This is a genomic window from Alloalcanivorax venustensis (assembly GCF_047495515.1).
Classification (GTDB): domain Bacteria; phylum Pseudomonadota; class Gammaproteobacteria; order Pseudomonadales; family Alcanivoracaceae; genus Alloalcanivorax; species Alloalcanivorax venustensis.
In genome coordinates, this window is the sequence record NZ_CP179934.1 from 394782 (window position 1) to 420265 (window position 25484).

At 59.2% G+C, this 25484-nt stretch carries 21 protein-coding genes and 1 other RNA gene; 4 read left to right on the plus strand and 18 right to left on the minus strand.

Going from position 1 to position 25484, the window contains the following annotated elements; translation table 11 throughout:
* Window positions 1–165: 165 nt before the first annotated feature.
* From ACMG4O_RS01910 to ACMG4O_RS01985, 16 genes are all read right to left on the minus strand, one after another.
* On the minus strand, window positions 166–4263 hold the full coding sequence (locus ACMG4O_RS01910) for a hypothetical protein (RefSeq protein ID WP_414434314.1): 4098 nt from the start codon (window positions 4261–4263) through the stop codon (window positions 166–168).
* A 9-nt stretch (window positions 4264–4272) separates the two neighbouring features.
* Window positions 4273–4656 carry a DUF6375 family protein gene (locus ACMG4O_RS01915; protein WP_414434315.1) on the minus strand — a complete coding sequence of 128 codons (384 nt, stop codon included), beginning with the start codon at window positions 4654–4656 and terminating at the stop codon, window positions 4273–4275.
* Window positions 4653–5558: a radical SAM protein gene (locus ACMG4O_RS01920; RefSeq protein WP_414434316.1), complete on the minus strand. Its 906-nt coding sequence runs from the start codon at window positions 5556–5558 to the stop codon at window positions 4653–4655. The genes ACMG4O_RS01915 and ACMG4O_RS01920 overlap by 4 nt, the downstream gene beginning before the upstream one ends.
* Window positions 5559–5974: 416 nt before the next feature.
* Entirely contained in the window at window positions 5975–6421 is a 447-nt protein-coding gene (locus ACMG4O_RS01925; RefSeq protein ID WP_414434317.1) for a hypothetical protein, read from the minus strand.
* Window positions 6422–6490: 69 nt separating this feature from the next.
* Complete coding sequence (locus ACMG4O_RS01930) at window positions 6491–6796, minus strand: hypothetical protein (protein WP_414434318.1); 306 nt, start codon at window positions 6794–6796, stop codon at window positions 6491–6493.
* A 532-nt stretch (window positions 6797–7328) separates the two neighbouring features.
* Window positions 7329–7604 carry a hypothetical protein gene (locus tag ACMG4O_RS01935; protein ID WP_414434319.1) on the minus strand — a complete coding sequence of 92 codons (276 nt, stop codon included), beginning with the start codon at window positions 7602–7604 and terminating at the stop codon, window positions 7329–7331.
* Window positions 7605–7807: 203 nt separating this feature from the next.
* On the minus strand, window positions 7808–9283 hold the full coding sequence (gene gcvPB, locus ACMG4O_RS01940) for an aminomethyl-transferring glycine dehydrogenase subunit GcvPB (protein ID WP_414434320.1): 1476 nt from the start codon (window positions 9281–9283) through the stop codon (window positions 7808–7810).
* Window positions 9280–10656, minus strand: coding sequence for an aminomethyl-transferring glycine dehydrogenase subunit GcvPA (gene gcvPA / locus ACMG4O_RS01945; RefSeq protein ID WP_414434321.1), 1377 nt, complete (start codon window positions 10654–10656; stop codon window positions 9280–9282). Before gcvPA ends, gcvPB begins: the two co-directional genes overlap by 4 nt.
* Before the next feature lie 152 nt (window positions 10657–10808).
* Complete coding sequence (gene gcvH / locus ACMG4O_RS01950; RefSeq protein ID WP_370212398.1) at window positions 10809–11195, minus strand: glycine cleavage system protein GcvH; 387 nt, start codon at window positions 11193–11195, stop codon at window positions 10809–10811.
* Between the two features lie 25 nt (window positions 11196–11220).
* A complete protein-coding gene (gene gcvT / locus ACMG4O_RS01955; RefSeq protein ID WP_414434322.1) occupies window positions 11221–12315 on the minus strand; it encodes a glycine cleavage system aminomethyltransferase GcvT in 1095 nt (364 codons plus the stop codon).
* A gap of 161 nt (window positions 12316–12476) precedes the next feature.
* Complete coding sequence (locus tag ACMG4O_RS01960; protein ID WP_414434323.1) at window positions 12477–15575, minus strand: Ig-like domain-containing protein; 3099 nt, start codon at window positions 15573–15575, stop codon at window positions 12477–12479.
* 12 nt (window positions 15576–15587) lie between these two features.
* Window positions 15588–16949, minus strand: a complete 1362-nt coding sequence (locus tag ACMG4O_RS01965; protein WP_414434324.1) for an outer membrane protein transport protein — start codon at window positions 16947–16949, stop codon at window positions 15588–15590.
* A 446-nt stretch (window positions 16950–17395) separates the two neighbouring features.
* Window positions 17396–18622: an FAD-dependent monooxygenase gene (locus tag ACMG4O_RS01970; protein WP_414434325.1), complete on the minus strand. Its 1227-nt coding sequence runs from the start codon at window positions 18620–18622 to the stop codon at window positions 17396–17398.
* 6 nt (window positions 18623–18628) lie between these two features.
* Window positions 18629–19804, minus strand: a complete 1176-nt coding sequence (locus ACMG4O_RS01975; protein ID WP_414434326.1) for an FAD-dependent monooxygenase — start codon at window positions 19802–19804, stop codon at window positions 18629–18631.
* Window positions 19801–21123: a Xaa-Pro aminopeptidase gene (pepP, locus tag ACMG4O_RS01980; protein ID WP_414434327.1), complete on the minus strand. Its 1323-nt coding sequence runs from the start codon at window positions 21121–21123 to the stop codon at window positions 19801–19803. The genes ACMG4O_RS01975 and pepP overlap by 4 nt, the downstream gene beginning before the upstream one ends.
* A 9-nt stretch (window positions 21124–21132) precedes the next feature.
* A complete protein-coding gene (locus ACMG4O_RS01985; RefSeq protein WP_214012641.1) occupies window positions 21133–21735 on the minus strand; it encodes a UPF0149 family protein in 603 nt (200 codons plus the stop codon).
* A 197-nt stretch (window positions 21736–21932) separates the two neighbouring features.
* Between ACMG4O_RS01985 and ACMG4O_RS01990 the strand changes: the two genes are divergently transcribed.
* From ACMG4O_RS01990 to ACMG4O_RS02005, 4 genes are all read left to right on the plus strand, one after another.
* Window positions 21933–22148, plus strand: a complete 216-nt coding sequence (locus tag ACMG4O_RS01990) for a TIGR02449 family protein (RefSeq protein WP_083209676.1) — start codon at window positions 21933–21935, stop codon at window positions 22146–22148.
* Window positions 22145–22468 (plus strand): cell division protein ZapA, encoded by a 324-nt coding sequence (locus ACMG4O_RS01995; RefSeq protein ID WP_142947741.1) that lies wholly within the window; start codon window positions 22145–22147, stop codon window positions 22466–22468. The genes ACMG4O_RS01990 and ACMG4O_RS01995 overlap by 4 nt, the downstream gene beginning before the upstream one ends.
* A 34-nt stretch (window positions 22469–22502) precedes the next feature.
* Window positions 22503–22686: non-coding RNA, 6S RNA (gene ssrS / locus ACMG4O_RS02000), on the plus strand.
* Window positions 22687–22819: 133 nt separating this feature from the next.
* Complete coding sequence (locus ACMG4O_RS02005) at window positions 22820–23383, plus strand: 5-formyltetrahydrofolate cyclo-ligase (protein WP_414434328.1); 564 nt, start codon at window positions 22820–22822, stop codon at window positions 23381–23383.
* Here the strand turns inward: ACMG4O_RS02005 and ACMG4O_RS02010 are convergent.
* Both ACMG4O_RS02010 and ilvA read right to left on the minus strand, forming a co-directional pair.
* On the minus strand, window positions 23368–23520 hold the full coding sequence (locus ACMG4O_RS02010; protein WP_185956861.1) for a hypothetical protein: 153 nt from the start codon (window positions 23518–23520) through the stop codon (window positions 23368–23370). The genes ACMG4O_RS02005 and ACMG4O_RS02010 overlap by 16 nt on opposite strands.
* A 357-nt stretch (window positions 23521–23877) precedes the next feature.
* A complete protein-coding gene (ilvA, locus tag ACMG4O_RS02015; RefSeq protein WP_414434852.1) occupies window positions 23878–25395 on the minus strand; it encodes a threonine ammonia-lyase, biosynthetic in 1518 nt (505 codons plus the stop codon).
* Between the last annotated feature and the right edge of the window lie 89 nt (window positions 25396–25484).

Sequence of the window (25484 nt, forward strand, 5' to 3'; positions counted from 1 at the left end):
CAAAAACCTGGACGACCAAGATACAATAAATAGCGCCATTATTTGTAACAGATTTGGTAAACAACCGAAAAGCTGTCTGTTAGCATCACTTTCTTTAACATCCTCATGATGGATCGTCAATAAATCTGGTGAGATTTAAAGACAGCTTTATTTGCCAACGGCAACCTAACCGACATCTTCGAAACGACGATATGAATCTTCTCCTCTTAAATTCTCAGGATTAGCGCATCTCTTTTCTCCAACAATATGTCTAATCGGTATCATCCCTAATCTCTTACCCAGCCTTACAAACAAGTCCTTTCTCAGATATATAAGATCCCGATAGTTATCGAATTCATCACCTCTTGCGCTAACGCTCAAAACGGCGACGTCACCATTCTTGTCCGAGTATATGAACTCTGTAGGACTAAAGCTAAGCTCGAGATCTTTCACAACCCAAGGAGACAATGCCAGCCGATTAGTGCTTTCATTTGAACTGCCCGGATTTTCCCAATAGTACCTAATGGTTGCAGGGAAAATACTCGAGCTATCAAAGATGGGAACTTTCCGCTCAACAGTTCCTCCTTCCAAATAAACTTCATTATTTATCCTGACTTCAGGCTGCTCATATTGTTGCACCTCATGCCCAATCTCGAATCTTACTTCAGATATATCGTTAATTTCGTTGAACGATTCGCAATATAACTCTCCTGAATAGACTCCGGAACTACTAAAGATTTCCGGCCAGTCTATACTCTTTTTCTGGGCCACATATTCCCTAATCTTAGCCTCGCTTTGTTCATAAATAAAAGCAACATCTACTGCACAATAGAAGTTTCTATCTAACTTCTTCGACTGTTCAGAATTGGAACCATATAAAAGAACCCAATCCTGACCATCCGATTGAATTTCGAGAATGCTGGACAGATCGGGGAGCCCACCATCTAATATCCATTCATTTGTCGTAATGGATTCGTCCGAGACAAATTCATAAACGGCGATCTCTGAATCTTTATTTTTATCAGGAAAAAAGGGATCTATATCCGTAGTGAAACGGGTGTCACCATAATATTCCAATTTCGATTCATCACTTAATTGGCCGGCAAGCTCATAATAGGAAATCCAAGAGTACTTCTTACCATATCTTTCAATACGGGATCGTTCCGAACGCGAGAAATGATGCCTGCCTGAATCGATGGACTCTTCTACATTCTTGAATTTTTGATATGACCAGCCCAGATCATAAACTCGCCAAAGTATCTTTCCGCGCGCAACTCTATATCCTTCATGGGAATAATCATAATTTCCCCTGCCTCTCACAAGACGGCCAATCGTGTAGTTTTCGAAATCCATCCTAAAAGGTGAGTCATACCGAGAGCATTCTTCTTCATCCTCTTTAATACACCCCCATTGTCTCTTACGCATATGCGGGAATGGATGCAAGAATAAGCTTTCGTCGAGATCTCTTACACTATAAGGGTGGTGAAAAAGTATCAGCTTTAACGTAGAACTTGCGTACTCTCTTGCTAACAAATGTTTTGTGGCGCCTGAAGCATCTGGAGTGAAAAACACATTATATAATTTTCTTCCATAATTAATTACCGCATCACTATATTCAGGCAAGGTCACCAGAACTGTTGCAAGCGCATAACTTGACGCCAGCAAACGCTCAGAAACATAAAGATCATCTACATTTAGCTGTTCTAATGTGAACTCAAACATCGATTCGGGATCTTGTTGCCCTGCGTGGTATAGTAACTCTGTGGCGCGATCCCGCAGCTCGATCACTGTAGAAGTAAGATGCCAGGAGAAAAAAATAATTCTCAACCGGATCGTTTCCGGATTTAACTTAGTTCCAGATCTCAATTTCGATACAAGGTCGTGCATCGCCGTAGCAGTCTTTGAGCTCTGGCTCCTGATGTACTCAGTCCATGATAGGTCTCTGGCCGCCATCGGAAGATTAAACAATATTTCATTAAAAAATTCAGCGTTTAACGGGTGTCCAACTGCATATCTTAAGGTCAACAGGCGCTCAATATCACTGTTTAACAACCCATCACGTATTATTAAATCTTTATAATTATCAAGTGTCTCTAAACAAATATCATCCTTATCGATTAGGGGCGTTAGTGTAAGCGCAACACCTTGATATTCTTCGGAAAGAGCCTTCCAAAGTTGCTGTCGATACATTGTTTTCGGAACCAGCACCACCAAGGCATGGAGGATATCTTGGGAGAGCGGATGTTGATGCGGTATAGCACCAAACAGTTTTTCTATAACATCGGCTTGGTTAATCCAATCACTTAAACTTTCACCCGAATTACTCGCTAAAAGGTACTCTGCAACAATAAAGCCACCCAGTCGATCATAAACTGGAGTTAATTCATAACAGAACTTCTTACCGCCTTCGTCTCGAAATATAATCCCCTCTTGCGCTAAAAGATTGACCATATCTGAGTCCCAATCATGAAGGGGCAACTGGTTTTTATGCCTGAAGCCCTCCTCGTCTACTGATCGAGCATTTCTTTCCCATAGGCACTCACCTATAAGATGAACAGCTTTCTTTGTATCTTCGAAGCGAATCCTTTTTCTAAGATTGGTCAACCCAGCGATTGAGTTGGCCGTGTGATCTATTTTCTCTCTAAAAAGACTGTATATTGAAGAAGGGAAGTAAGAGACAGGCACTTCATGCTCACCTGCACCATTAGTGACCTCACAAAATATCTTAAGATTCAAAGGGTGGGAAAAGAAGTTTAGAGGTGCAACAACAGGATCTGCTTTTATCTTATAAAGTTGAAAATAATCTTCAATTGCTTTATAAGTCAACGCTTCACCATATCCTTCAGAAAGAACTTCAAAGGCCGATTGCGGTAGTGATTGTCGCGCAAAACTCTCTCTGGCATCGGATCGGTGATTTTGGCTTGTCTGAAGGTAATTTTCCCGGCCTTTTTCTGATGTTCTCAAGGTGCATACCAAAACGACATTCGGATACTTTTTTAAAACTGGAATGATAGATTCAAATAAATACTTCCACTCTCGTGGGTCTTGAGCTTCGTTTAGTCCATCAATGACGATTGGCAAGCGTCTACCTGATCTTTCGCCCGCAAAGTTTACTGCCGAAATCAAGGATTCGAAATTATCAACCTGTTTCTGATAGAAAGCGAAATCATGAGCAATATCGTCTAGCGTCATGCCTTTTTTAAGACGCCGCCCAAGTACGAAAATTCCAGCAGGTCTATCCGGCATTTGAGCTGTAATCTCTATGGCGAGATGTGTTTTTCCACCACCAGCATCAGCTAAAACCGCGATAAACTGCTGGGAAAGCAACTCAACAGCTGATCTGAACAAGTTCCTCAAATCTTTGATATATGCTAAGGCATTAGTAATTATCAAAGCTAGCGATAGGTTAGCCGAACGAAGCTGCATCAAGCTCTTTCGAAGCTCCAGGCTTGACCTAGAATCAATTTCTTTCAGCACCGCCATTACATCTTCAATATCGTCGCCGCATATATCTTCATTGAAAATCTGGCAACACCTGATGAGCCTCAAGCAATATAAATAAAAAGATTCTAGATCATCTCTCCATTTAGTATACTCAGGCTCATCAATCCTGGATATAATATTCTCAGATACTTTATCTAAACTACCTGCGATATCTCTAAACGTTTCCCAAGCTTCTTTTTCGCCCAGCACCTTTCTAATTAATACCTCAGCATCCATTCGCTGATGAACTTGGTGAAGCCAGCGGCTTTTTACGGGAGCAATCGATTTCTCATGCTGCTCAAGCAACATTTCATCTGTCAAAGCAAGCTCGCCAAAATATGAGTTACGCAAATCCAAAGCAGGGCCTGATAGAAGCTCATCTAGATCATTCTGATTCCAAAGGTGCAGAGTAAAACTGTAATTTTTTTTAAGATTATAAAACCATTCTTGATCACATTTAGCTAAGGTTTTATGGGTCCACAGAAACCAATGATCAATATGCGATACATGTTCCTTGGTCTTATCTAATGAATGAGTAATTTGTCTTTTCGCTGCCTCAGTTAGCTTCCCATTTGATTTATAAGAAAACCATTTATTTTGCCATCCAACAGTTTCGTTCCTTTTTGCCAATCGCGGATGGTCGTCTTTTAAAGTTAAGTAAAACTCGACTCCAGGTTGGTTTTTCAGCTCGAACAAAGGCCCTAAACTTCCGAAATTTCTCCTAACCACGCCTCGACACAGCTTCTCGAAATTCTCAGTATCGGCGCCGGGTAAACTTTGAAAGCGGCTCCAATTAAGCATAGTCAAATCCTAATCGTCCTGACTTTCCGGGTAATCATGTGCTGAAAAAACTTTTACCTTCGCACCGTTATGTATTAGAAGAGTAATAAATGCGTTAACATCATCATCTGACGTAATGCGGATATCCTTGTCATGACGAGAGAGATGAGCGTCATACAGCATTTGTCCTAGCTGATCAGGTGTTAGAAAAAAGAGATTTTCTTTACTCAAAAAATCGAGCGTTTTACTATCAAAGCGGTCGGCCTCAACGTCGAACTCTCGGTTATCCCTTAGAAATCTAGTGACTTTCTCAGTCAATCTCTCAAACGCTTCGGCTTCATGTTCTTCCTTAAAACTCCCGATTATAACAAGATTGAGGGAGTGCTCAGACCCGTAGCTATTCCATAATTTCATATCAATTTTCGACCTTCTAATAATCGTTCAAATGAGTACATTATGCCTTTATCACCTATAATCTCGCCGCTACTATCGAATGATGATCGCTTCAATACACCCCTTGCATCTATGTGAGCAAAAGCAATCTGCTCTTCTTCGCTAGGTAAAGGCAATTCACTTCTTACTAATTCGGAATGCGCAGAGCTAATCGATAGCTGTAAACCGCCTTTATAAGAGCCTACCCAGTCCGAAAGCTGATTAAGCGTTTGCTCTGGAACAGCATTTCCTCGCCCATACGGTTCCTCAGGTAGAAGAAGTAGTTCCTTGGCTTGGAACTGCTCCGCAATTTCCGCTGCTTTCGTCAAATCACCAATGGTTTTTTTATTGACGACATAGTTAATCCCGAAAGGGATGTGGCCCTTGATCAAGGCCAACTTTTCAAGGAAAGAATGAAAAGAGCGCCCCCTTATCTTTTCATAAGTCTCGTACACACCATCCATACTCATTCTAAGAAAGTTCACCGACGACTTAAGGTCGTCCAATAGTTGGGAATTCAATCTATGACCATGCGATGTCATGGTGGTAGCAAGGCCGGTATATTTACTTATAAAATGACAAAGTTCTACGATTTTTGGGTAAAGCGTCGGCTCGCCGCCACCAAAGCCAATTCCAAAACAGCCAGCCTCATCCAACTCCAGTGCCCATTTTTTTATAGATTCAAAATCTAATACTGCTGGTGTCTTTGATGCATAGCAGTGAGTACACTTGAGGTCGCATGCATTAGTTAATGCAATAGAAACCTGTCTTGGGCTACGCGTCCAAAGATCTCTTGGAGGAACAATCTCATCCAACAGAATATTAGACCCTGATTTTCGATCAAATATGTGTACACCGTCGGGCCCTAATCTTACTTTTGGCATCTATAATCCACCATAAAAATATTAAATAGTTCAGGAGGCGCAACAATTTCTTCACCATGGACTATAAAAAAATTACCATTAGTCAAACCCAACTTTCAGCACCTTATTAAGGTTGGAGTACTTTCCTTTTTAACACCATACTCATTTTCTATTTTTGTGAGTCCGGCCATCTTAAACTTTTTCTGAATATCTTATTAAGCTCATTATTTATCTTCAGATCGCTGTCGCCCACCACCAGAAATGCTTTCTTATTGTCGGTAGTTTTATTGTGCCTCTCTATCAACCCCTTAGTTCTATCGGTAACTCCTGAGCTGACTATTAGTATCCCAGCTTTGATTGACTCATGAACGTTATAAATAAACTCCCTTGCAGTACCTACGCCACCTAACGCATAGCTAAACGAGTTGCGCGACGGCTTAAAGTGGCTTTGCGTGCTTGAGGCTCGATATTGAGCCTTTTGACCCTTTAACAATATGGCGGCGCCCCAGTGAATCCTCGAACCAAAGTCTGGAGAATTCAGATTCCACGTCTGGCGCGACTGCTTCTACATCCTCACGGTAAAATTCTCGGTCGTAAAACTCGTTCTCGGCGAGGCGCAGCCCAGCGCCTTTCTCGCCCAGCGCTTCGCCCTGCCAACGACCATCGATCGTATCACCTCCAAACATGGTCAAAACCGCGACACGCCTACCACGATTGACCACGCGGATTTTTAGATGCTCACGGTCATACTCAGGATGTGCCGGGTAGTACTTACAACTTGTACTCACTTTGACGCGGTCTCGGAGTCCAAAGTAAAAGGATGTGACCACGCTGAATATCGACACGGCCAAGGCGGCATATGAAACAATATCGCCGTCTTCCATTTTGTTCCCTCTAACATCCATGAGCACCGGAACGCGGTGGTGTCCTAGTGCTTATCTCGGAAAGTGGCTCTAACTCCCAGAAATGTACTGAACCGCAGTAATCGCTAAGGCAATAACAGCAATAACATTTGACAAAATTGCATGACGCCTAGCCTTTCTGGCCTCTCGTTCTGACTCATAAGCTCTTTTCTCCATCGAGGCAGCATGCTCATTCGCTTCCCGCAAAAGCAAGGTATGCTCATTCAGAAGTGACTCAAGCCTCACAGAGGCTTGCTTTGCTTTCTTATCAACTCTCGCCTCTTCGAGAGCCTGTTCTTTAGCAACCTGCATGACCTGATACGCCGACGAAATTCTTTTTGTGATGTCATCTTCCATATATCATTTAACGCTCGAGTTAAACGGCGGCGATATCAGCCACCTTGAACGGATTTTAAGCTGAGAGCAGATCTCTAAGAGCCTTTACGGTGGCATCGCCCATTAACTTCTCCGCATTGGCTCACCTAACTTTGAGCGAAGGGATGTCTCCTAGAACATCTCGCAGAGGCCGGAATGTCCGGAGCAACTTTAGCCGACTCTATATATGGCTGCCAACTCACGAAGAAATACATTAGGTGGACCTCCTGCGGCGCTTGGTTAGTTTATAACTAACAGCAAGATTAGGATGGGGTTTATTTCAACCGCAAACTTAGAAAACATAAGTTTCATCTAAGCCTCCTTATTTGCTACCCGGAAAAAGCCGGGCCTCGCCGTACTCAATATGAGCAGAGCACGCCTTGTGCAGGAGGTCCACCTAATGCATCTTTTCTTCTAGCAAATCCTTGGGTCTCTGTTCGCTCGTTAATCAGCTTCACGCCTCGTATGAAGCTCTCATCACGCGCCTGCCGTGTGGATGGGCTTGTTATTGATCTTAGCTGCGGGTGGCCTGAAATACATTCCCTTCGTGGAACGATACATAATCGCCTCTACAAACCCCTTCAGCTTCTGTACTGGGCTCGGGACCAATCCTTGTAACAATGCCGCCGAGCTCGCCATTTTCGTCTTCTTCAACGATAACATCGAACTCATAGCCTCCATGTTGTAGTCTGACCTCATCTCCAATAGAAATGGGCGAATCCATATCCACGGGCACATTATCTACATAGAGAATTGAACCAGCGTTTTCATCCCAAGAAAGATCATCCATATCTATCTCCTAGAAACCGGCGTTAGGCCGTGTGCGCATTTACCTAATAACGAAATCCCAGACATGCGCGCAGGGATTGGATAGAGTAAAAGCGTGACCACCATCACAAGTCAACACGTGTATCCGCTTGTCGCGCAGACACAAAAAAGGGGCCAGAAAAGGCCCCTTCAAATAGTAACGACTAACTAACACTTAAAGCACCGTCAGTCCTCACTCCAAACCAAATCCAACTCCTTCGCCGCCTTCACCTCATCCAGCCGCCGCACGGGCTGGGTGAACGGCGCTTCGGTGACGGTCTCGGGGTTGGTGTTGGCTTCTTCCAGGATTTTGGCCATGGCGTCGATGAAGTCGTCCATGGCTTCCTTGGTTTCGGTTTCGGTGGGCTCGATCAGGAAGCATTCGGGCACCAGCAGCGGGAAGTAGATGGTGGGGGCGTGCTGGTTGTAGTCGAGCAGGCGCTTGGCAATGTCGAGCGCGGTGACGTGGTTGTCCTTGGCTTGTTTGGCGAAGGTGAGGATGAATTCGTGGCTGGCGCGGCGCTCGGGGTAGGCGGCCTGGCAGCCGATGGCTTCGAGGCGCTTGAGCAGGTAGTTGGCGGCGAGGGTGGAGTATTCGCCGACGCGGATCATGCCTTCACGGCCGAGCACCATGGCGTAGAAGTAGGCGCGCAGCAGGACGCCGGCGTTGCCCATGAAGGCGCTGAGGTGGCCGATGCTGGTGGGCAGGGTGTCGGTGTCGATCCAATGATAGTCGCCGGATTCTTCATCCAGGCCCGCCATGGGGGTGGGCAGGTAGTCCAGCAGGCGCTGGGAGACGCCCACCGGGCCGGCGCCGGGGCCGCCGCCGCCGTGGGGGGTGGCGAAGGTTTTGTGCAGGTTCATGTGGATGACGTCGAAGCCCATGTCGCCGGGGCGCACTTTGCCGAGGATGGCGTTGAGGTTGGCGCCGTCGTAGTAGAGCAGGCCGCCGGCGTCGTGGACGGCTTTGGAGATGGCTTCGATTTGCCGCTCGAACACGCCGCAGGTGGACGGGTTGGTCATCATCAGGCCGGCGGTTTGCGGGCCGCAGGCTTCCTTGAGGGCTTCCAGGTCCACGTCGCCGTCTTTGCCGACGGGCACTTCGCGGACCTTGTAGCCGCACATGACGGCGGTGGCCGGGTTGGTGCCGTGGGCGGCTTCCGGGATCAGGATTTCGGTGCGGGCGTCGTCGCCGCGGGCTTCGTGGTAGGCGCGGATCATGGCGACGCCGGCGAATTCACCCTGGGCGCCGGCCATGGGGGCGAGCGAGACGCCTTTCATGCCGGTGACTTCCTTGAGGAAGTTCTGCAGCTCGTACATACAGGCCAGGTAGCCCTGGCTGTGGCTGGCCGGGGCCAGCGGGTGCCGGTTGAGGAAGCCGGGCAGCATGGCCGCGCGGTTGGCGCCGCGCGGGTTGTATTTCATGGTGCAGGAGCCGAGCGGGTAGAACTGCTTGTCGATGGCGAAGTTCTTGGTCGACAGGTTGGTGTAGTGGCGCACCACTTCCAGCTCGCCCACTTCCGGCAGGCCGGGTTTGTTTTTGCGGCGCAGGCTGGCCGGAATCGCGGACAGTTGGTCCTCACTCACGGGCTTGGGCGCTTGCGCGATGGCGCTGCGGCCCGGCCGAGAGTGTTGGAAGATCAGCGTGGTTTCGTTGCTCATGCCATTTCCCTCAATTCGGTAAGAACGTCTTCAAGCGCCTGCGCGAAGAGGTCCAGATCCCCTTCCGTGTGTACTTCGGTGCTGTTCACCAGAATGGCGTTCTTCATCGAGTAATCCTTGGCGAGGCTGAGGCCGCCGAGGATGTCTTTTTCCGCCAGGCGGGCGAGCACGGTGTCGGCGTCCTGGGGCAGCGTGAGGGCCACTTCGTGGAACACCGGGGCGCTGAAGGCGCGCTCGACGCCGTCGAGGGCGCAGAGTTTGTCGGCCAGTTTCTGGGTGTTGGCGTGGCAGTGGCCGGCGACGCTGGCGAGGCCGTCCGGGCCCAGCAAGGACACGTAGATGGTGGCGGCGGTCATGGCCAGGCCCTGGTTGGTGCAGATGTTACTGGTGGCCTTGGAGCGGCGGATGTGCTGCTCGCGGGCTTGCAGGGTGAGGGTGAAGCCCTGCTTGCCTTCCATGTCCACGGTGCGGCCGATGATGCGGCCGGGCATCTGGCGGACGTGTTTTTTCTTGCAGGCCATGAAGCCGAAGTAGGGGCCACCGGAGCTGAGCGGCACGCCCAGGGGCTGACCTTCGCCGACCACCACGTCCGCGCCCTGCTCGCCCCATTCGCCCGGGGGCGTGAGGATTGCCAGGGAGGTGGGGTTGGTGACGGCGATCACCAGCATGCCGTTGGCGTGGGCCCAGTCGGTGAGGGCGTCCACGTCTTCCAGGCTGCCGAAGTAGTTGGGCTGGCTGATCACCAGGGCGGCGTAGTCGTCGCCTGCGAACGGGCTGAGACTGTCGACCAGGGTCTGGCCGGCGTCGGTGCAGAACGGCACGGAGACCAGCTCCACGTCCTGGTTGCTAACGATGGCTTCGCAGGCGCTGCGGTAGCGCGGGTTGAGCGCGTCGGGCACCAGCACCTTGCGGCTTTTCGATTTGCGGTTGGCGCGCAGGCTCATGAGCACCGCTTCGGCCAAGCCGGAGGCGCCGTCGTAGACGGACGCGTTGGAGACGTCCATGCCGGTGAGCCGGGCGATCAGGGTCTGGTATTCGTAGATCACCTGCAGGGTGCCCTGGCTGGCTTCCGCCTGGTACGGGGTGTAGGCGGTGTAGAACTCACCGCGGGTGGCGATTTCCCATACCGCCGCCGGGATGTGGTGCGCGTAGGCGCCGCCGCCCAGGAAGCTGAGCGCGAAGCGGTCCTGCTCGGCGCGCTCGGCCATCAGGCGGGTCACTTCCATTTCGCCGCGCCCTTCGGGCAGGGCGTCGAGGCCGTGGCCGGCTTTCAGGTGGGCGGGGATTTCATCGAACAGGTCCTCGATGCTGTCGGCGCCGATGGCCTGGAGCATGGCCTGGACGTCGTCCGGGGTATGGGGGATATAGGGCATTGGGCGTTACCGGATAATTAGGTGGTAAACAGGATGGTCAGGGCGTTCTAAAAGGGGCTGCAAGCTACAGGCTTCAAGCTGCAAGCAGGCCCGAGTGGGTTTCCAGCTTGCGGCTTGTCGCTTGAGGCTTGCAGCTGCCCGGCTCCGCCGGGCTACTCGCTGTCGAGCTGCGCCTGGTACTGGTCGGCGGTGAGCATTTCTTTGAGCTCGCCGCTGTCGGCCATTTTGATCTTGAACAGCCAGCCGCCGGCGTAGGGCTCGTTGTTGACGAGCTCGGGCTCGTCTTCGAGCGCCTCGTTGACGGCGACCACTTCGCCGGACACCGGCGCGTAGATGTCGGAGGCGGCTTTCACGGATTCGACCACGCCGGCTTCGTCGCCGGCGGCGAATACCACGCCCTCTTCGGGCAGTTCCACGAACACCAGGTCACCCATGGCGTCCTGGGCGTGGTCGCTGATGCCGACCACGGCGATGTCGTCTTCCACGCGCACCCATTCGTGGCTGTCGCGATAGCGCAAATCGGCGGGGATCTCGCTCATTGGTATTTCTCCTTGGCCGTGATCGTTATAACGGTTTGTAGGTGGCTTTGCCGTTGCGGACGAACGGCGCCCGCACCACCTGGGCGTTGAGACGTTTGTTGCGTATTGCCACTTCCACGGTGCCGGTGGTGCCGGCGGGCAGCCGGGCCAGCGCCACCGCTTTGCCCAGGGTGGGCGAAAAGGTGCCGCTGGTGATTTCGCCGTCCGGGCCGACGCTGCCGCCGGGCACGTGCACTTCCTGGTGGGCGCGCAGCACGCCCTTGCCTTCCAGCACCAGGCCGAGCAGCTGCCGGTGGCCTTCGCTTTTCTGTTTTTCCAGGGCGGCGCGGCCGACGAAGTCGCGGTCGGCGTCGTCCAGGGCCACGGTCCAGCCGAGGCCCGCTTCCCAGGGCGTGATGTCCTCATCCATGTCGTTGCCGTACAGGTTGAGGCCCGCCTCCAGGCGCAGGGTGTCGCGGGCGCCCAGGCCGGTGGGCCGCACGCCGGCGTCCACCAGGCGCTGCCACAGGTCTTCGGCCTTGCTGCCGGGCAGGATGATCTCGGCGCCGTCTTCACCGGTGTAGCCGGTGCGCGCGATCAGCCATTCGCCGACGTATTCGAAGCCGAAGAACGGCAGCCCGGCCACCGCCTTGGCGCCGGCCTCGCAGAGTACCTTTTCCAGGATCGCGCGGGCCTCGGGGCCCTGCACCGCGATCATCGCCAGGTCGGGGCGCTCGTGGATGTCCACGGCGAAGCCGCCGGCCTGATTTTCCATCCAGTCCAGGTCCTTCTCGCGGGTGGCGCAATTTACCACCAGCCGGTAGTCGTTGTCGCCTTTGTAGACGATCAGATCGTCCACCACCCCGCCGCGCTCGTTGAGCATGCAGGTGTAGATCGCGCGGCCGGCTTTGACCTTGTCGATGTCGTTGGCGAGCAGGTGGCGCAGGTAGGCGCGGGCGTCGCCGCCGGTGACGTCCACCACCGTCATGTGGGAGACGTCGAAGGCGCCGGCGTGCTGGCGCACGCCATGGTGCTCTTCCAGCTGGGAGCCATAGTGGATGGGCATGTCCCAGCCGCCGAAATCCACCATCTTGCCGCCGGCGGCGAGATGGGCGTCGTAAAGGGGTGTGCGGTGACCCATGTCGTGATTACTCCAAATCCCGGGCCATCGCCGGGCTGTTCACGGTAGGGGTGAAGGATAACGGACCAGCGGGTGTAAGCCTAGGTGGGAAGGGGTTTTGGGGGTGGTTGTGGGGGCGGGCCCACAAAGGCCCGCTCACACAACGCCACCCACCAAGCCGGTCAGGGCTTGATGGGGGTGGACAGGTAGTTGAGGAAAGTGCCGCCCGTCGGGATGGTCAGGTACACCTTGCCGTCCAGGCCGAGGGGGATGTTGCCCAGGACCACTTCCAAGTCCAGCGCGTTCTGGCTGATCTGCTCGATCTGCAGGCGCCCGTCGTCCAGGAAGGTGACGTCGCCGGCCAATTCCAGACTTAAATCATAACTGTGCAGATTATGGGTCAGGGTGGCGGGTATCAGACCCGTGACTCGCGGCGCCAGCTTGGGCACGTCCAGGTAGAGCTCCAGTTTGGTGAGAAACTGCGGGCCGTCCTGACCTTCCACGATCCACCCTTTAACGCGGCCGTAGTGCGGCGCGCCGCAATCGCCGCCCGACGGCGTGCAGGTGTAGCGGATACGCATCAGTTGCGGCCCGGTGGGCGCCGGCGGCGCGCCAATCCCCAGGAGCACCAACGCCCCGGGCAACTTGGTGTACACCACGGCCTCCGAGATGGCGATGCGCGTGGGCAGGATATAAACCAGCACGCCGCCGTTATCCAACACGGTCTGGGGGATGTTCGGGTCGTTGTAGGCGGCCACTTCCGCCGGAGTTTTATACCCCGCCACTTCCACATTCAGGTTACCCGTGATGTAGGCGTACTTATCGTCAGGGCACTCGAGCGGGGTATCACCGTCAAACCCACAACCCACGTTGGCGTCCTGGACGGCGGCGCCGGAACCAGCGGTACCGTTGTTCTGGTCGTTGGCCGCCGGATTACGCAGGATCTGCGCGCTGTTGCGCTCCGCTTCCGGCGTCTGCGACGGCAGGCGTTCGCCGTCATCGTGCAGGAAGTTGGCGTTTACGTCCGAGGTGGGCAGGTTGCGCAGCTGCTGCAGCACGTCGTTGGTGGCCGCCACGCCACGGAAGAAGATCGGCAGGTCCGGGCCGCCTTCGGTGGGCGCCGGGGCGTCGTCCGGGTTCTGCGCCAGCAGCTTGGTCTGCAGCGGCAGGCCGCGGGTGTCGCAGATGGCGTTGCTGCCGCAGGCGGGGTTGTTCGCCACGGAATTCAGCACGTAACGGTAGAGCGCGCCTTCCTGCCAGGGCTGATCCGGGATGAACGTCACGCTGCGACCGCTGACGGTGATCTCGCCGTCCACATCGCCGGTGGGGCTGCCGGCGGCATCCACTTGCTGCACCTGGAAGGTGCTGGCGTTGATGCTGGCCGGGGCCATCGCCTGGGAGAAGGTGACGATGATCGGACGGTTGGCCGGCTGGCGGGCCAGCGGCAGGTGGTCGTCACCGCTCTTGCCACCCTGGCAGCGACCGGCGTCGTTGTTGGCCAGATTGAAGCCGGTGGGGATACACGGGAAACCCGGGTAGGCGGTCAGCGCCAGCGGCGCCTGGGCGTCGCTGCCGATGTAGGCGGGCAGCGAGAAGCTCAGGGTTTCACCCAGCGCCGGGTTGCCGGCGATGTCGGTGATGCCGTCAGTGAACTGCACCTGGTAGTCGGTGTTGTGCTGCAGCGAAGGCTGCGGCTGGATCACCACGGAGACGCCGTCCAGGTAGTACTCGAAGTCCACCGGGTTGCCGTCGGCGGTGACGCGCAGGGTGTCGCCTTCGATCACGGAAGTGGGGTCCAGCGGCTCGCTGAAGTTGAGGATGATCGGGTCGCCGGGGCGCTGCTTGTTGGCATGCTCGCCGGGCTGCCAGGCGGCCAGCTCGGGGCTGCTCATGTCGACTTCCATTTCCGGGGCGTTGGGCTGGTCCGGGTAGGATTCCATGTGGAAGCTGAGTACGCCGTAGGCGGTTTCGGTGCCGAGCACTTCCGGTTCCACCACGCCGACGGCGTCGACGATCAGGCTGCCTTTCGAGGTGTCGCCGATGGCGTAGCCCACCAGTTCCACTTGCAGCAGGGTCTGGTTGAAGGCGCCGTTGGCGCGCTGCACCTCGGTGTCGAAGGCCACGTCCATGGTCAGGCGCAGCTGCTTGGGCGCGGACGGGTCGTCGCTGTACGGGTTGGGCAGCAGGTAGCCGTTGGCGTCGCCGAGGAAGGTGACGGTGACTTCGCCGGAATCAAAGCCGGCGGGCACTTCGCCGCCGATGCGCACGTCCAGCGGGTCGCCCTTGAGCAGCGAGCCCTTGGGCACGCGCAGCGGGGTTTTGTCCGGGAAGTTGGGGGCGAAACCGAGCTCGGCGAACACATTGCCCTGCTGCTTGGAGACGGTGTTGTCACCCAGCAGCTTGGCAATCAGCGGCACGCAGTTGATCGGGTCGCCGGTGATCGGCGAGGTCTGCACGCCGTCGTCCAGGCAGCCGAGCACCGGGTCGGCGGGCGCCGCTTCCTGCACCAGGGTTTCGCGCGGTTTGGTGTTGCGCGGCGAGAAGGTGCGGGTGAAGCCGCCGGCCAGCTCTTCGCCGTAAAGGTTTTGCACGCCGTTGCTGAGTTCCAGGGTGACGTCGCTGCCGCTACTCAGCTCGTTTTGCGGGTCGATGCTGATGTGGCGGCCGTCCACGCGCAGGTAGGCGGGCACCGTTTCGCCGTCCTGGGTGAGGGTGACGGTGTCGCCGTAGACCACGGTCTGGCGGTCCAGCGGCTGGGTCATCACCAGATTCACCGAGGAGAAATCCAGGAACGGCAGGTCGTCGCCGTCCGGGCTGACGCTGGCCACCTCGAAGGTATCGCTGAGCTGGCGCAGGGCGCGCGGTTTGCCTTCCAGGGCGGCGCGGGTCTTGAAGTCCACGCTGCCGTCGGGGAGCGCGGCGTCGCCGCTGTCGGTGCGGATGTTATTGAGAGTGAGCGCGTACTCACTTTTCACCGCCAGGGCCGGATTGGGCATCAGCACGGCGCTGCGGCCCTGGTCGGCGCTTTCCACGGTGAAGTTCACCGGGCCGTCCGGGCCGGTGAGCGTGAAGTTGGACGCGTCCACCTCCACCGGGTCGGAGAAGCGCACCACCACCGGGGCGTTGGGGGAAACTTCCGCCTGGCCGTCGAACGGGTAGCTGTAGACCACCTCGGTTTCCTGCCAGTTGTCGAAACTTACCGTTTGCTCGTCACTGCTGCTGCCGCCGCAGGCGGCCAGTATCGCGGTGCCCGTGAGCACTATCAGCTTGCGCATATCCATGACCGACCTCCGTTAGAATTTCAGCGTGACCGAACCGGAGAAGACGTGGACGTCGCCGTCCGCTTCCACGGTTTCGTAGGGTTCCGGGTAGGTGGGCGAGTTGGTGGCGTAGAGATCGAACTCGCGGGCTTCAAGTTTCTGGTACTGGTAACCGAAGTCGAAGCGCACCGGGTAGGCCAGGAAATGCGGGTTCTTGTACTTGGCGGTGAGGCCCAGGCCGACGATCCACTTGTCCGCGTCCAGGTAGTTCACGTCCAGGGACGCATTGGATTCCAGCGGGGACTCGCTGTAGGCGACGCCGCCGGTGAGCATAAAGGTGTCGTTGAGCTCGAACTCGGCACCCAGACGCGGCACCACGATGTCCTGGAATTCCAGGGTGCCCACTTCGCTGTTCACCGCCTGGTCCTTGATGGTGTCGTCGTCGAACTCTTCTTCCAGGTCGGACCACTGCTGCATTTCCACCGAGGCGCCCACGCGGAAGCGCTCGCCGCCGTAGAGCAGGCCGGCGGAGTAGATGTTGGGCTGGTAGGAGTCCAGGGTGGTGACTTTCAGGTTCAGGCCCGGGGGCGCGATGGTGCCGGGGATCACGGTTTGCGCGTCCACGGTGGTGTTGGTGTTGGAGTAGCCGCGGAACGCGAAGGCGGTTTCGAAGCCGTCCAGCCAGCAGCCTTCGTTGTCGGGGCAGAAGGTTTCCGCCATGTCCACGGTGGCGCTGAGAATCGGGCGAATCGACGGCTTGGCGGAGACGTTCAGCTCTTCGTAGCGGGTCTCGCCGGCCAGGTTGGTGGTGGCCACCAGCTCCGCTTCCGAGTGCAGTGTAATGCGCGCGGAGGCGCCCACGTCGATGCCGCGCCACAGGGTGGTGGCGCCGCCCAGGTTCAGGAACAGCGGCTGCCGGCCGTATTCGAAGTACTGCCCTTCCCGGGAGGTCTGGGACTCAAACGCCAGCATCTCCTCGCCGTACTTCTCCACGCCGATCATCACGCCGAAGAAAATCGGGTGATTGAATTTGGTGAGCGAGGAGAGATCGGTCTTCATGCCGATCAGGGTGTGCTGGGAGGGCGAATCCTGCAGCACGTCGCCGCCGCTGCGGTTGGGCGGGTTGGCACCGCCCAGGCTGGTGGCGCGCAGTTCGTGGTCGGCGTGCAGCAAGCCCATGGTCAGCTCACCGCGCGGGTCCTTGGTGAGGTAGGCCGGGTTGTAGTACACGGCGGAGACCTGGGTGTTGAACATGGACAGGGCCTGGGCGGAGGCCACATCGGAGGGCAGCACCCCGTAGGTGGTGCCGATGTTGCCCATGCTGGCGTAGGCGGCGGTGGTGGAACCAATGGCAAGCGCCAGGGCAGCGCCCCGGGCGACGATTTTATTGTTCATGGCGAACTACTCCGTCAGGCCGTCTCGGGGAAGAACGGCGGCTTTGTTATTTACAGGTGTTCACTTAACGGGCGCGCAGTATGTGCGACGAATTAGAAACAAAACACTGGTTAACGCTACATTTCGTGCACTTTTGTTAACCGTTTCCGTTAGTCAAAACCTTTTACTGATGCGGATTTTATAGGCTAATAATTAAGTATCGGCTCTGGGTGCCCCTCTACCATAAGACCTTATTAGAATCGCTGTAGACCGCGTGATCAGCGGGCTGCGGCGCCAGGGCCAATAACGGACAGAAAATACGGCTTGTGAATAAACGTCAACGTATCGGAACCACAAAACTTGTAAAAGATGCGTGAGGACAAACGGAGGCCGCGTTGTCAATGTTTACGTCATTGACAGCTGTGTACATCGGGAAATAAGCGACGCGGCCCCCCCGGGGCCGCGGGTCAGGGTCGGGCGTTGCGGGGGAGGTCGCCGGCGCGGCCCAGGGCGCGGTGCATAAAGGCGTGGCGGGCGGGGGCGAGGCGGTTGACCAGGCCCAGGCCGGTGTTGCGCAGCCAGCGGACGGCGGGCTCGGGGCGTTCGAACAGCAGCTTGAAGCCGCGCATGGCGTTCTGCATCAGCAGGTTGTCGGCGCGGCGGCGGCGCTCGTAGCGCGCCAGGATGCTGGCGTGGGCCACCGGCAGGCCGGCGACGCGGGCGCGCCCCAGCTCTTCGGCGAGCACGGCGGCGTCGAGCAGGCCCAGGTTGATGCCCTGCCCCGCCAGCGGGTGGATGACGTGGGCGGCGTCGCCCACCAGCGCCAGCGAGCGGCCCTGGTAGCGGCTGGCGTGGCGCTCTTCGATCGGGAACACGGCGCGGCGGCTGACCACCCGGGCGGCGCCCAGCACCTCGCCGGTGGCCTGGCTGAGCGCGGCGCCGAAGGCGTCGTCGTCCATCGCCATCAGCGCGTCGCTGCGTTGCGGCCAGGCGGACCAGACGATGGAGCAACGGCGACCGTCGTGGCCGAACAGGGGCAGCAGCGCCAACGGGCCGGAGTCCATGAACACCTGGCGGGCGCAGCCGCCGTGGGGTTGGTCGGTTTCGATGGTGGCCACCAGAGCGCGGTGGCCGCTGTCGCGGGCCGGAGCAGGAATACCGGCGGCGTCGCGCACCCGCGAGCGGGCGCCGTCGGCGCCCACTAGCAGATCGGCGGTGAAGACCTGGTCGCCGGCGCTCACCCGCCAGCCGTCGCCGTCCCGGGTCAGCTCATCCACCGGCACGCCGCAGTGCCAGGCCAGGGTCTCGCGCTCGCCGGCCGCTTCGAACAGCGCGGCGGTGAGGTGATCGTTCTCCAGCAGCCAACCCAGGCACTCCGCGCCGGCGTCGGCGGCGCTGAAGCGTACCTCGCCGGTGCCGTCCCGGTCCCACACCTGCATGCTGGCGTAGGCCTGCACCCGTTCCGGGTCCAGACGATCCCAGACCCCGGCGTGGCGCAGCAGCCAGTGGCTGGCCTCGCTGAGCGTGGACACCCGCGGCGCCGACTCGCCGCCGGGCCGCAGCGGCTCCGGGCCGGCGTCCAGCACCCGTACGGAAAAGCCCTGGTCCGCCAGCAGCAGCCCGAGCAAACCGCCGGCCATGCCGCCGCCGACGATCAGGATATCCGTGTGGAGCGCGTCCGAGAGGTTATTCATGGCGTTTTATCCCAGCCCCATGGCCCGGCGGGCGAAGCCCTTGCGGGCGGCGGGCAATAGATCCAGGGCCAGCAGTCCGAGCTGGCGGCTGTGGGCGAACAGCGGCTGACGCACGCGGAACAGCTCCGGCAGCCAGCGCGAGGCGTGGCCGATCTGGCTCTGGTCGGCGCGGCGGTCGGCGGCCCATTGCTCGAGCAGCGCCAGGCGGCCGGGCTGCGCTTCGCCGCCGACGCGGCGGGCGAGCAGCTCCAGGTCGCGCAGGGTCAGGTTGAAGCCCTGGCCGGCCACCGGGTGCAGGGTGTGGGCGGCGTTGCCGACCACCGCCGCGAACGGCACCGCCTGGGCGCAGGCTTCGCTGAGCACCAGCGGGTAGCGGGCGCGCTCGCCGACGCGGGTGAGGCGCGGCATGGTGGCGCCCAGCCGCTCGCGCAGGGCGGCCAGGAAGGCGTCGTCGTCCAGGGCCAGCCACTGATCCACGTCTTCGCGGGGGCCGGTCCAGACCAGCGCCATGCGCTCGCCGGGCAGCGGCAGTAGCGCCAGCGGGCCTTCGTCGAGGAAGCGCTCGAAGGCCTGGCCCCGGTGCGGCTCCGCCAGCCCCAGGTTGGCGATCAGGGCGTCGTGGCCGATGTCCTGGTGGCGGGCGCTGATGCCGAGCCAGTCGCGGGTGCGCGAGCGGGCACCGTCGGCGGCGATCAGCAGCGGCGTGTGCAGCTCTTCACCATCGTCCAGCGTGGCCTCGAAACCGTCACTGGTGCGGCGGATGCCGGTGAGCGAGGCCGGCGCGCGCAGGGTGATGGCCGGGTCACGCTCCACCGCCGCCAGCAGCACATGGCCGAACCAGCGGTTTTCCACTACCGCGCCCAGGCGCGGCAGGGATTGTTCGTCGGCGGTGAGCCGGGCCAGGCCGAGACGGCCGCGCCGGGACACGTGCACGGTGTCGATGCCGGCGGCGTTTTCCAGCACCGCGTCCTGCAGGCCGAGCGCGTCGAGAATCGCCAGGCTGCCGGCGGACAGCGCCGTGCTGCGCGCGTCGAAGCTGGGCGTGTCCGGCGCTTCGCCGGCGGCCAGGGCGTGGCTCTCCACCAGCGTCACCCCGGCGGCACCGTGGTGGCGCAGCAGCAGCGCCAAGGCCGCACCGGCCATGCCGCCGCCGACGATCAGCGGCGCCCCGGAAGCGTTCATGCGCGCGCCTCGCGCATCAGGGCTTCGATGTCGTCGATGTTCTTGGGCACGTCGCGGGTGAGCACGTCGCAGCCCTCTTTGGTGACCAGCACGTCGTCCTCGATGCGGATGCCGATGCCGCGCCAGCGGTCTTCCACGGTGTCGTCGTCCGGGGCGATGTAGAGGCCCGGCTCCACGGTGAGGGTCATACCCACTTCGAGTTGGCGCCATTCGCCGCCGATGCGGTAGTCGCCCACGTCGTGCACGTCCAGGCCCAGCCAGTGGCCGGTGCGGTGCATGAAGAAGCGCTGGTAGCTCTGCTCTTCGATCAGGTCGTCGACGTGGCCGGCCAGCAGGCCGAGATCCACCAGCCCTTCGGTGAGAATGCGCACCACGGTTTCATGGGGCACGTTCCAGTGGTTGCCGGTGTGGGTGGCTTCGATGGCGGCGTACTGCGACGCCAGCACCAGCTCGTAGAGCGCGCGCTGCTCGCCGCTGAATTTGCCGTTCACCGGGAAGGTGCGGGTGATGTCCGAGGCGTAGTTGTGCAGCTCGCAGCCGGCGTCCACCAGCACCAGGTCGCCGTCCTTGAGCGGCGCGCTGTTCTCGATGTAATGCAGGATGCAGCCGTTGGGGCCGCCGCCGACGATGCTCGGGTAGGCCGGGCTGCGGGCGCCGTGGCGCATGAATTCGTGCAGGTATTCCGCTTCCAGCTGGTACTCGTACATGCCCGGGCGCACCGACTGCATGGCGCGTACGTGGGCGCCGGCGGAGATCTGCGCCGCCTGGCGCATCAGGTCCGCTTCCGCCTTGCTCTTGAACAGGCGCATGTCGTGCAGCAGGTGCGAGAGCGCGACGAATTCGCCGGGGGGCTGGGCGCCGGTGCGCACCCGCTCGCGGATGGTGTTGACCCAGCCCATCAGGCGGCTGTCGAAACCGGCGTCACGGCCCAGGTCGTAGTAGACCCGTTCGCGTCCTTCCACCAGGCCGGGCAGGATGTCGTCGATGTCGTTGATGGGGAAGGCGTCGTCGGCGCCATAGTCCGCCACCGCCCCTTCCGGGCCGGCGCGGTAACCGTTCCAGATTTCCCGGGCGCGGTCGCGCTCGCGGCAGAACAGTACGTATTCGCCGTGTTCGCGGCCGGGCAGCAGCACCATCACCGCTTCCGCTTCGGGGAAGCCGCTCAGGTACCAGAAATCACTGTCCTGGCGGTAGGGGTGTTCCACGTCCCGGTTGCGGGTGCGCTCCGGCGCGGCGGCCAGGATGGCGATGCTGTTGGGCTCCATCTGCTCCATCAGCTCGCGGCGGCGGCGCTGGAATTCCTGCAGACGAATGGTCATGGGCTCTCCTCAGTGCCGGGTGGGCGGCGTTTCCGGTTCGGCGGCGTCGCCGGGGCCGGGCTTTTTCGCGGCCTGCTGTTTCATCACCAGGTCGGTGTAGATCATCAGCGCGGACATGCGGCAGTGCTCGGCGACCTGCTCGAACATGCGCTCTTCTTCCTCGCCGGTTTCTTCCGGCGTGGTCACCTGGCTGACCGCGGACAGGTCGGACAGCGCTTCCTGCACGCCGGGCGACAGCTCGGTGTCGGCGACGCCGGCGGCGCCGGTGCCGAAGCCCACCAGGAAGCCTTCGCTCCACTGGCCCAGGGCGGCCACGCGCAGGTCCAGGTCGTCCTCGTCGGCGGGCAGCAGCAGGGGCAGCTCCAGGCCGGTGCCGGAAAAGCCTTCCATAGTCTGATCGCGCCAATCGATCAGGGCGCGGGACAGTTCCGGCGGCAGCCCCTCGGGCTGCTCGGCGTGGGCGGCCAGGGTGCCCAGCAGGGCGCTGTCCTCATGGCCGTGGCCGGTGGCCAGCAGGCCGCAGACCACGCCGTGCAGTTCGCTGGGCGAGTTGGGGATGCCGGCCTGGGCGGCGGCGCGGGCGAGTTCGTCGAAGTCGGGCAGTTCGGGCATGGGGTTCTGTCTTACTCTTTAATGACTTTCTGCAAAGCGGCGCTAAGTCCCTAACGCACCTTGAATTCCGTTGACCCTTCGCAGGGTCGAACCTATAGTACAAAAAGCCGTCAATGGCGGCGGGCAATCTTCCTTCCCGCCTGCGATTCGGACCCGGATCGGGGGCTCAACCTTAGGCGAACAGCGACCAATTTGCCATGACGATGGAACAACAACTCCGGCAACTGGAAGCCCGGGTGGACGAGCTGCTGCGTATCTCCGCGCATCTGCGCCAGGAGAACCGGCTGCTGCGCGAACGGGAAACCCGCCTGCTCGATGACCGCGCCCAGTTGGTGAAGAAAAACGACCTGGCCAAGGCCCGCGTTGAAGCCATCATAACCCGCCTGCAGTCCCTTGAGCAGGAGGATTCATGAGCGACGGCCATTCCCTGGTGATTCATATCCTGGATAAGGAATACCGGGTCGCCTGCCCACCCGGCGAGCAGGACAACCTGCTGCGCGCCGCCCGCTATCTCGACAACCAGATGCGCGAAGTGCGCCAGGCCAATGTGATCGGCCTGGAGCGGATCGCCATCATGGCGGCGCTGAACATGAGCCACGAACTGCTGGAAGCCCGCGAACAGCTGGGCGACGACAGCGGCAATGACGAGCGCATTCAGGGTCTGCTGAGCCGCCTGGACAACGAGATCCGCGCCTTCGAGGAAGGCAACGACGAGACGTCTGTCAAGCCCTGACCGTCACCCCCGCCCCTGTTATACTCTCGACAAGTGTTCCCTGGACCGTGCGCCAGCCGGGTTACGTCCCTGCCGATGCTTTACCATTAGGGGTCCAAATTGGTGTGCCTGTGCGCATGTCCGCCTTCGAGCGGAAAGCCTGAGGGCATTAACCTGCGGGCTCCGCCTTGAACTTTTCGGTTCAAGGGCAACACCCGCAGCGGCGGTTCGGGGAACACGCTTTATAAAGACAGTGGATAGTTGGCAGTTAACAATTAATAGTTAACAGTTAATAGCGGCGCGTTTAAGGGCGCTGGGTGCTATCCATGGACGCCTTCCTTTTTTATGAGTTCTGAACCTTCTAGAAAGCAGATGCGGCGAGCGCTTCGGGCGCGGCGGCGGGCTGTGTCCGCCGGTGAGCGGCGGCGGGCGGTGCGGGGGTTCGCGCGGAATTTGCCGGGGGCGCTGGGGGCGCGGCGGTTTCGGCATTTCGGGGTGTATCAGGCCGGGGACGGAGAGCTGGATCCCCTGCCCGCCCTGAAGCATTCCCGCTTCGGCGAGGTGGCGTTATATCTTCCGGTGTTGGATCGCGTGCATCGCGGGCGGCTGCATTTTCATTTGTGGCGGCGCGAGCGGCGGCTGAAGGCGAACCGTTTCGGTATCGGCGAGCCCCGTCGCCGGGAGCGGGCGCGGGCGGCCTGGGCGCTGGATGCGATTCTGGTGCCGCTGGTGGGCTTCGATGACCGGGGCCACCGGCTGGGCATGGGCGGGGGGTTTTACGACCGCGCACTGGCGGATCTGGCGCGCCGGCCCCGGCGGCCGCGACTGATCGGCGTGGCGTTCGAGTTTCAGCGCCAGCCCAGGCTGCGCGAGGCAGCCTGGGACCAGCCTCTGGATCAGGTGGTGACCGACGTTCGGCGTTACTTACTGTCGTAATTGCTGAACTGCATGCCCGCGGAGTTCGCGAAGCGCTCCAGATCAGAATCGTTACCGCCGTGGGTGATGGTGCTGATCAGCACCCCAAGAGCAAATACGAATGCGAGGACGACAAGTGCGTCCGGCTTCTTCTTCATTGTGTTTCCATTCCCCAAATTTCAAGAAAGCTCGGTACAGTGGAGCCCAGTACAAATGCGGACCGCCGTTTTCTGGCCCCCCGGTATGGCCGGAGTGGTACGGCGTTTTCCGCTTCCCCTAAACCCGTGTCGGGCGAAAGACTCATCATGGTAGGCCATTTGTTTCGTAACAAGATGAGAACCGGGTCAAAATTCGGGCATTCAGCCCACTCAAGTCAAGGAGTTACGGCCCCTTCCTCACGCTTCTTAACAAAACTACAGCCCAACATTCAAATTCACGGGGCCTTCACCGCACATTAACGCATAAGGCGTTGTTCGCAGTGAAGGCCTGATTCGATAGGACCGGCCTGCCCGGTTTTAGTTCAGAAACAGCCGGTAGGCCGGGTTATCACTCTCTTCCACCATCGGGTAAGGCACCTTCTTCAGGTCCTTGCGCAGGTTGCCCCGGTCGCCGAACGACACCTGGAAGCCCACCAGCACCCGCCCGTAGGCGGCCCCGTGGTTGCGGTAATGGAACACGCTGATGTTCCATTTCTGGCCCAGCGACATCAGGAATTTGACCAGGGCGCCGGGGCGCTCGGGAAATTCCACCCGGAACAGCATTTCGTCCAGGTCCTGCCGCGAGGTGTGCCCGCCCACCATATGGCGGATGTGCAGCTTGGCCATCTCGTTGCCGGTCATGTCGACCACCGGGTAGCCGGCGTCGCGCAACTCCCCGATAAGCGGAGCAAGGTCCGTGCCACCGGGGCGGATCTGCACGCCGACGAAGATGTTGGCCTCGTGCTCGCTGGAATAGCGGTAGTTGAACTCGGTGATGCTGCGCCGGCCCAGGGCCTGGCAGAACGCCCGGAAGGCGCCGGGCTTCTCCGGGATGGTGACCGCCAGGATGGCCTCGCGCTGCTCGCCCAGCTCGGCGCGCTCGGAGATGTGGCGCAGGCGGTCGAAGTTCACGTTGGCGCCGCTCTGGATCGCCACCAGCGTCTTGTTTTCGGCGCCGTGCTTGTGCACCCAGTTCTTGAGGCCGGCCAGGGCCAGCGCGCCGGCGGGCTCGCAGATGGCGCGGGTGTCCTCGAAGGAGTCCTTGATGGCGGCGCAGATTTCGTCGGTGGTGGCGGTGATCACCTCGTCCACGTGGTCGCGCAGAATGCGGAAGGTTTCCTTGCCGATCTGGCGTACCGCCACGCCGTCGGCGAACAGGCCCACTTCGGAGAGCGTCACCCGGCGCTTGCGCAGCATGGCCGCCTGCAGGCAGGCGGCGTCCTCCGGCTCCACGGCGATGATCTTCACCTCCGGGCGCACGTATTTCACGTAGGCGGCGATGCCCGCCGCCAGGCCGCCGCCGCCCACCGGGATAAAGATGGCGTCCAGGTCGCGGCTCTGCTGGCGCAGGATCTCCATGCCCACGGTGCCCTGGCCGGCGATTACGTCCGGGTCGTCGTAGGGGTGCACGAAGGTCAGGCCTTCTTTTTCCTGCAGCTTGGTGGCGTGGGCCAGGGCGTCGTCGAAGCCGTCGCCGTGCAGCACCACCTTGCCGCCGCGCTCGCGCACGGATTTCACCTTGATCTCCGGGGTGGTGCGCGGCATCACGATCACCGCGCGCACGCCCATGGCGCTGGCCGCCAGGGCCAGACCCTGGGCGTGGTTGCCGGCGGAGGCGCAGATCACGCCCTTGGCGCGCTGCTCGTCGCTGAGGCTGGCCAGCTTGTTGTAGGCGCCACGCAGCTTGAAGGAGAACACCGGCTGCAGATCCTCGCGCTTGAGCAGCACGCGGTTGCCGATGCGTCGGGAGATCAACGGGGCCGCATGGATGGGCGTTTCCAGCGCCACGTCGTAGACGCGGGATTGGAGAATCCGTTTTACGTATTGATCAAGCATCGCAGGCATGGAAGATCCGGAAGGGTAAAACCGCTAGTTTACGGGGCGCGGGGCGGGAGCGTCCATTGCGCTGTCCTGTATCGGCGGGC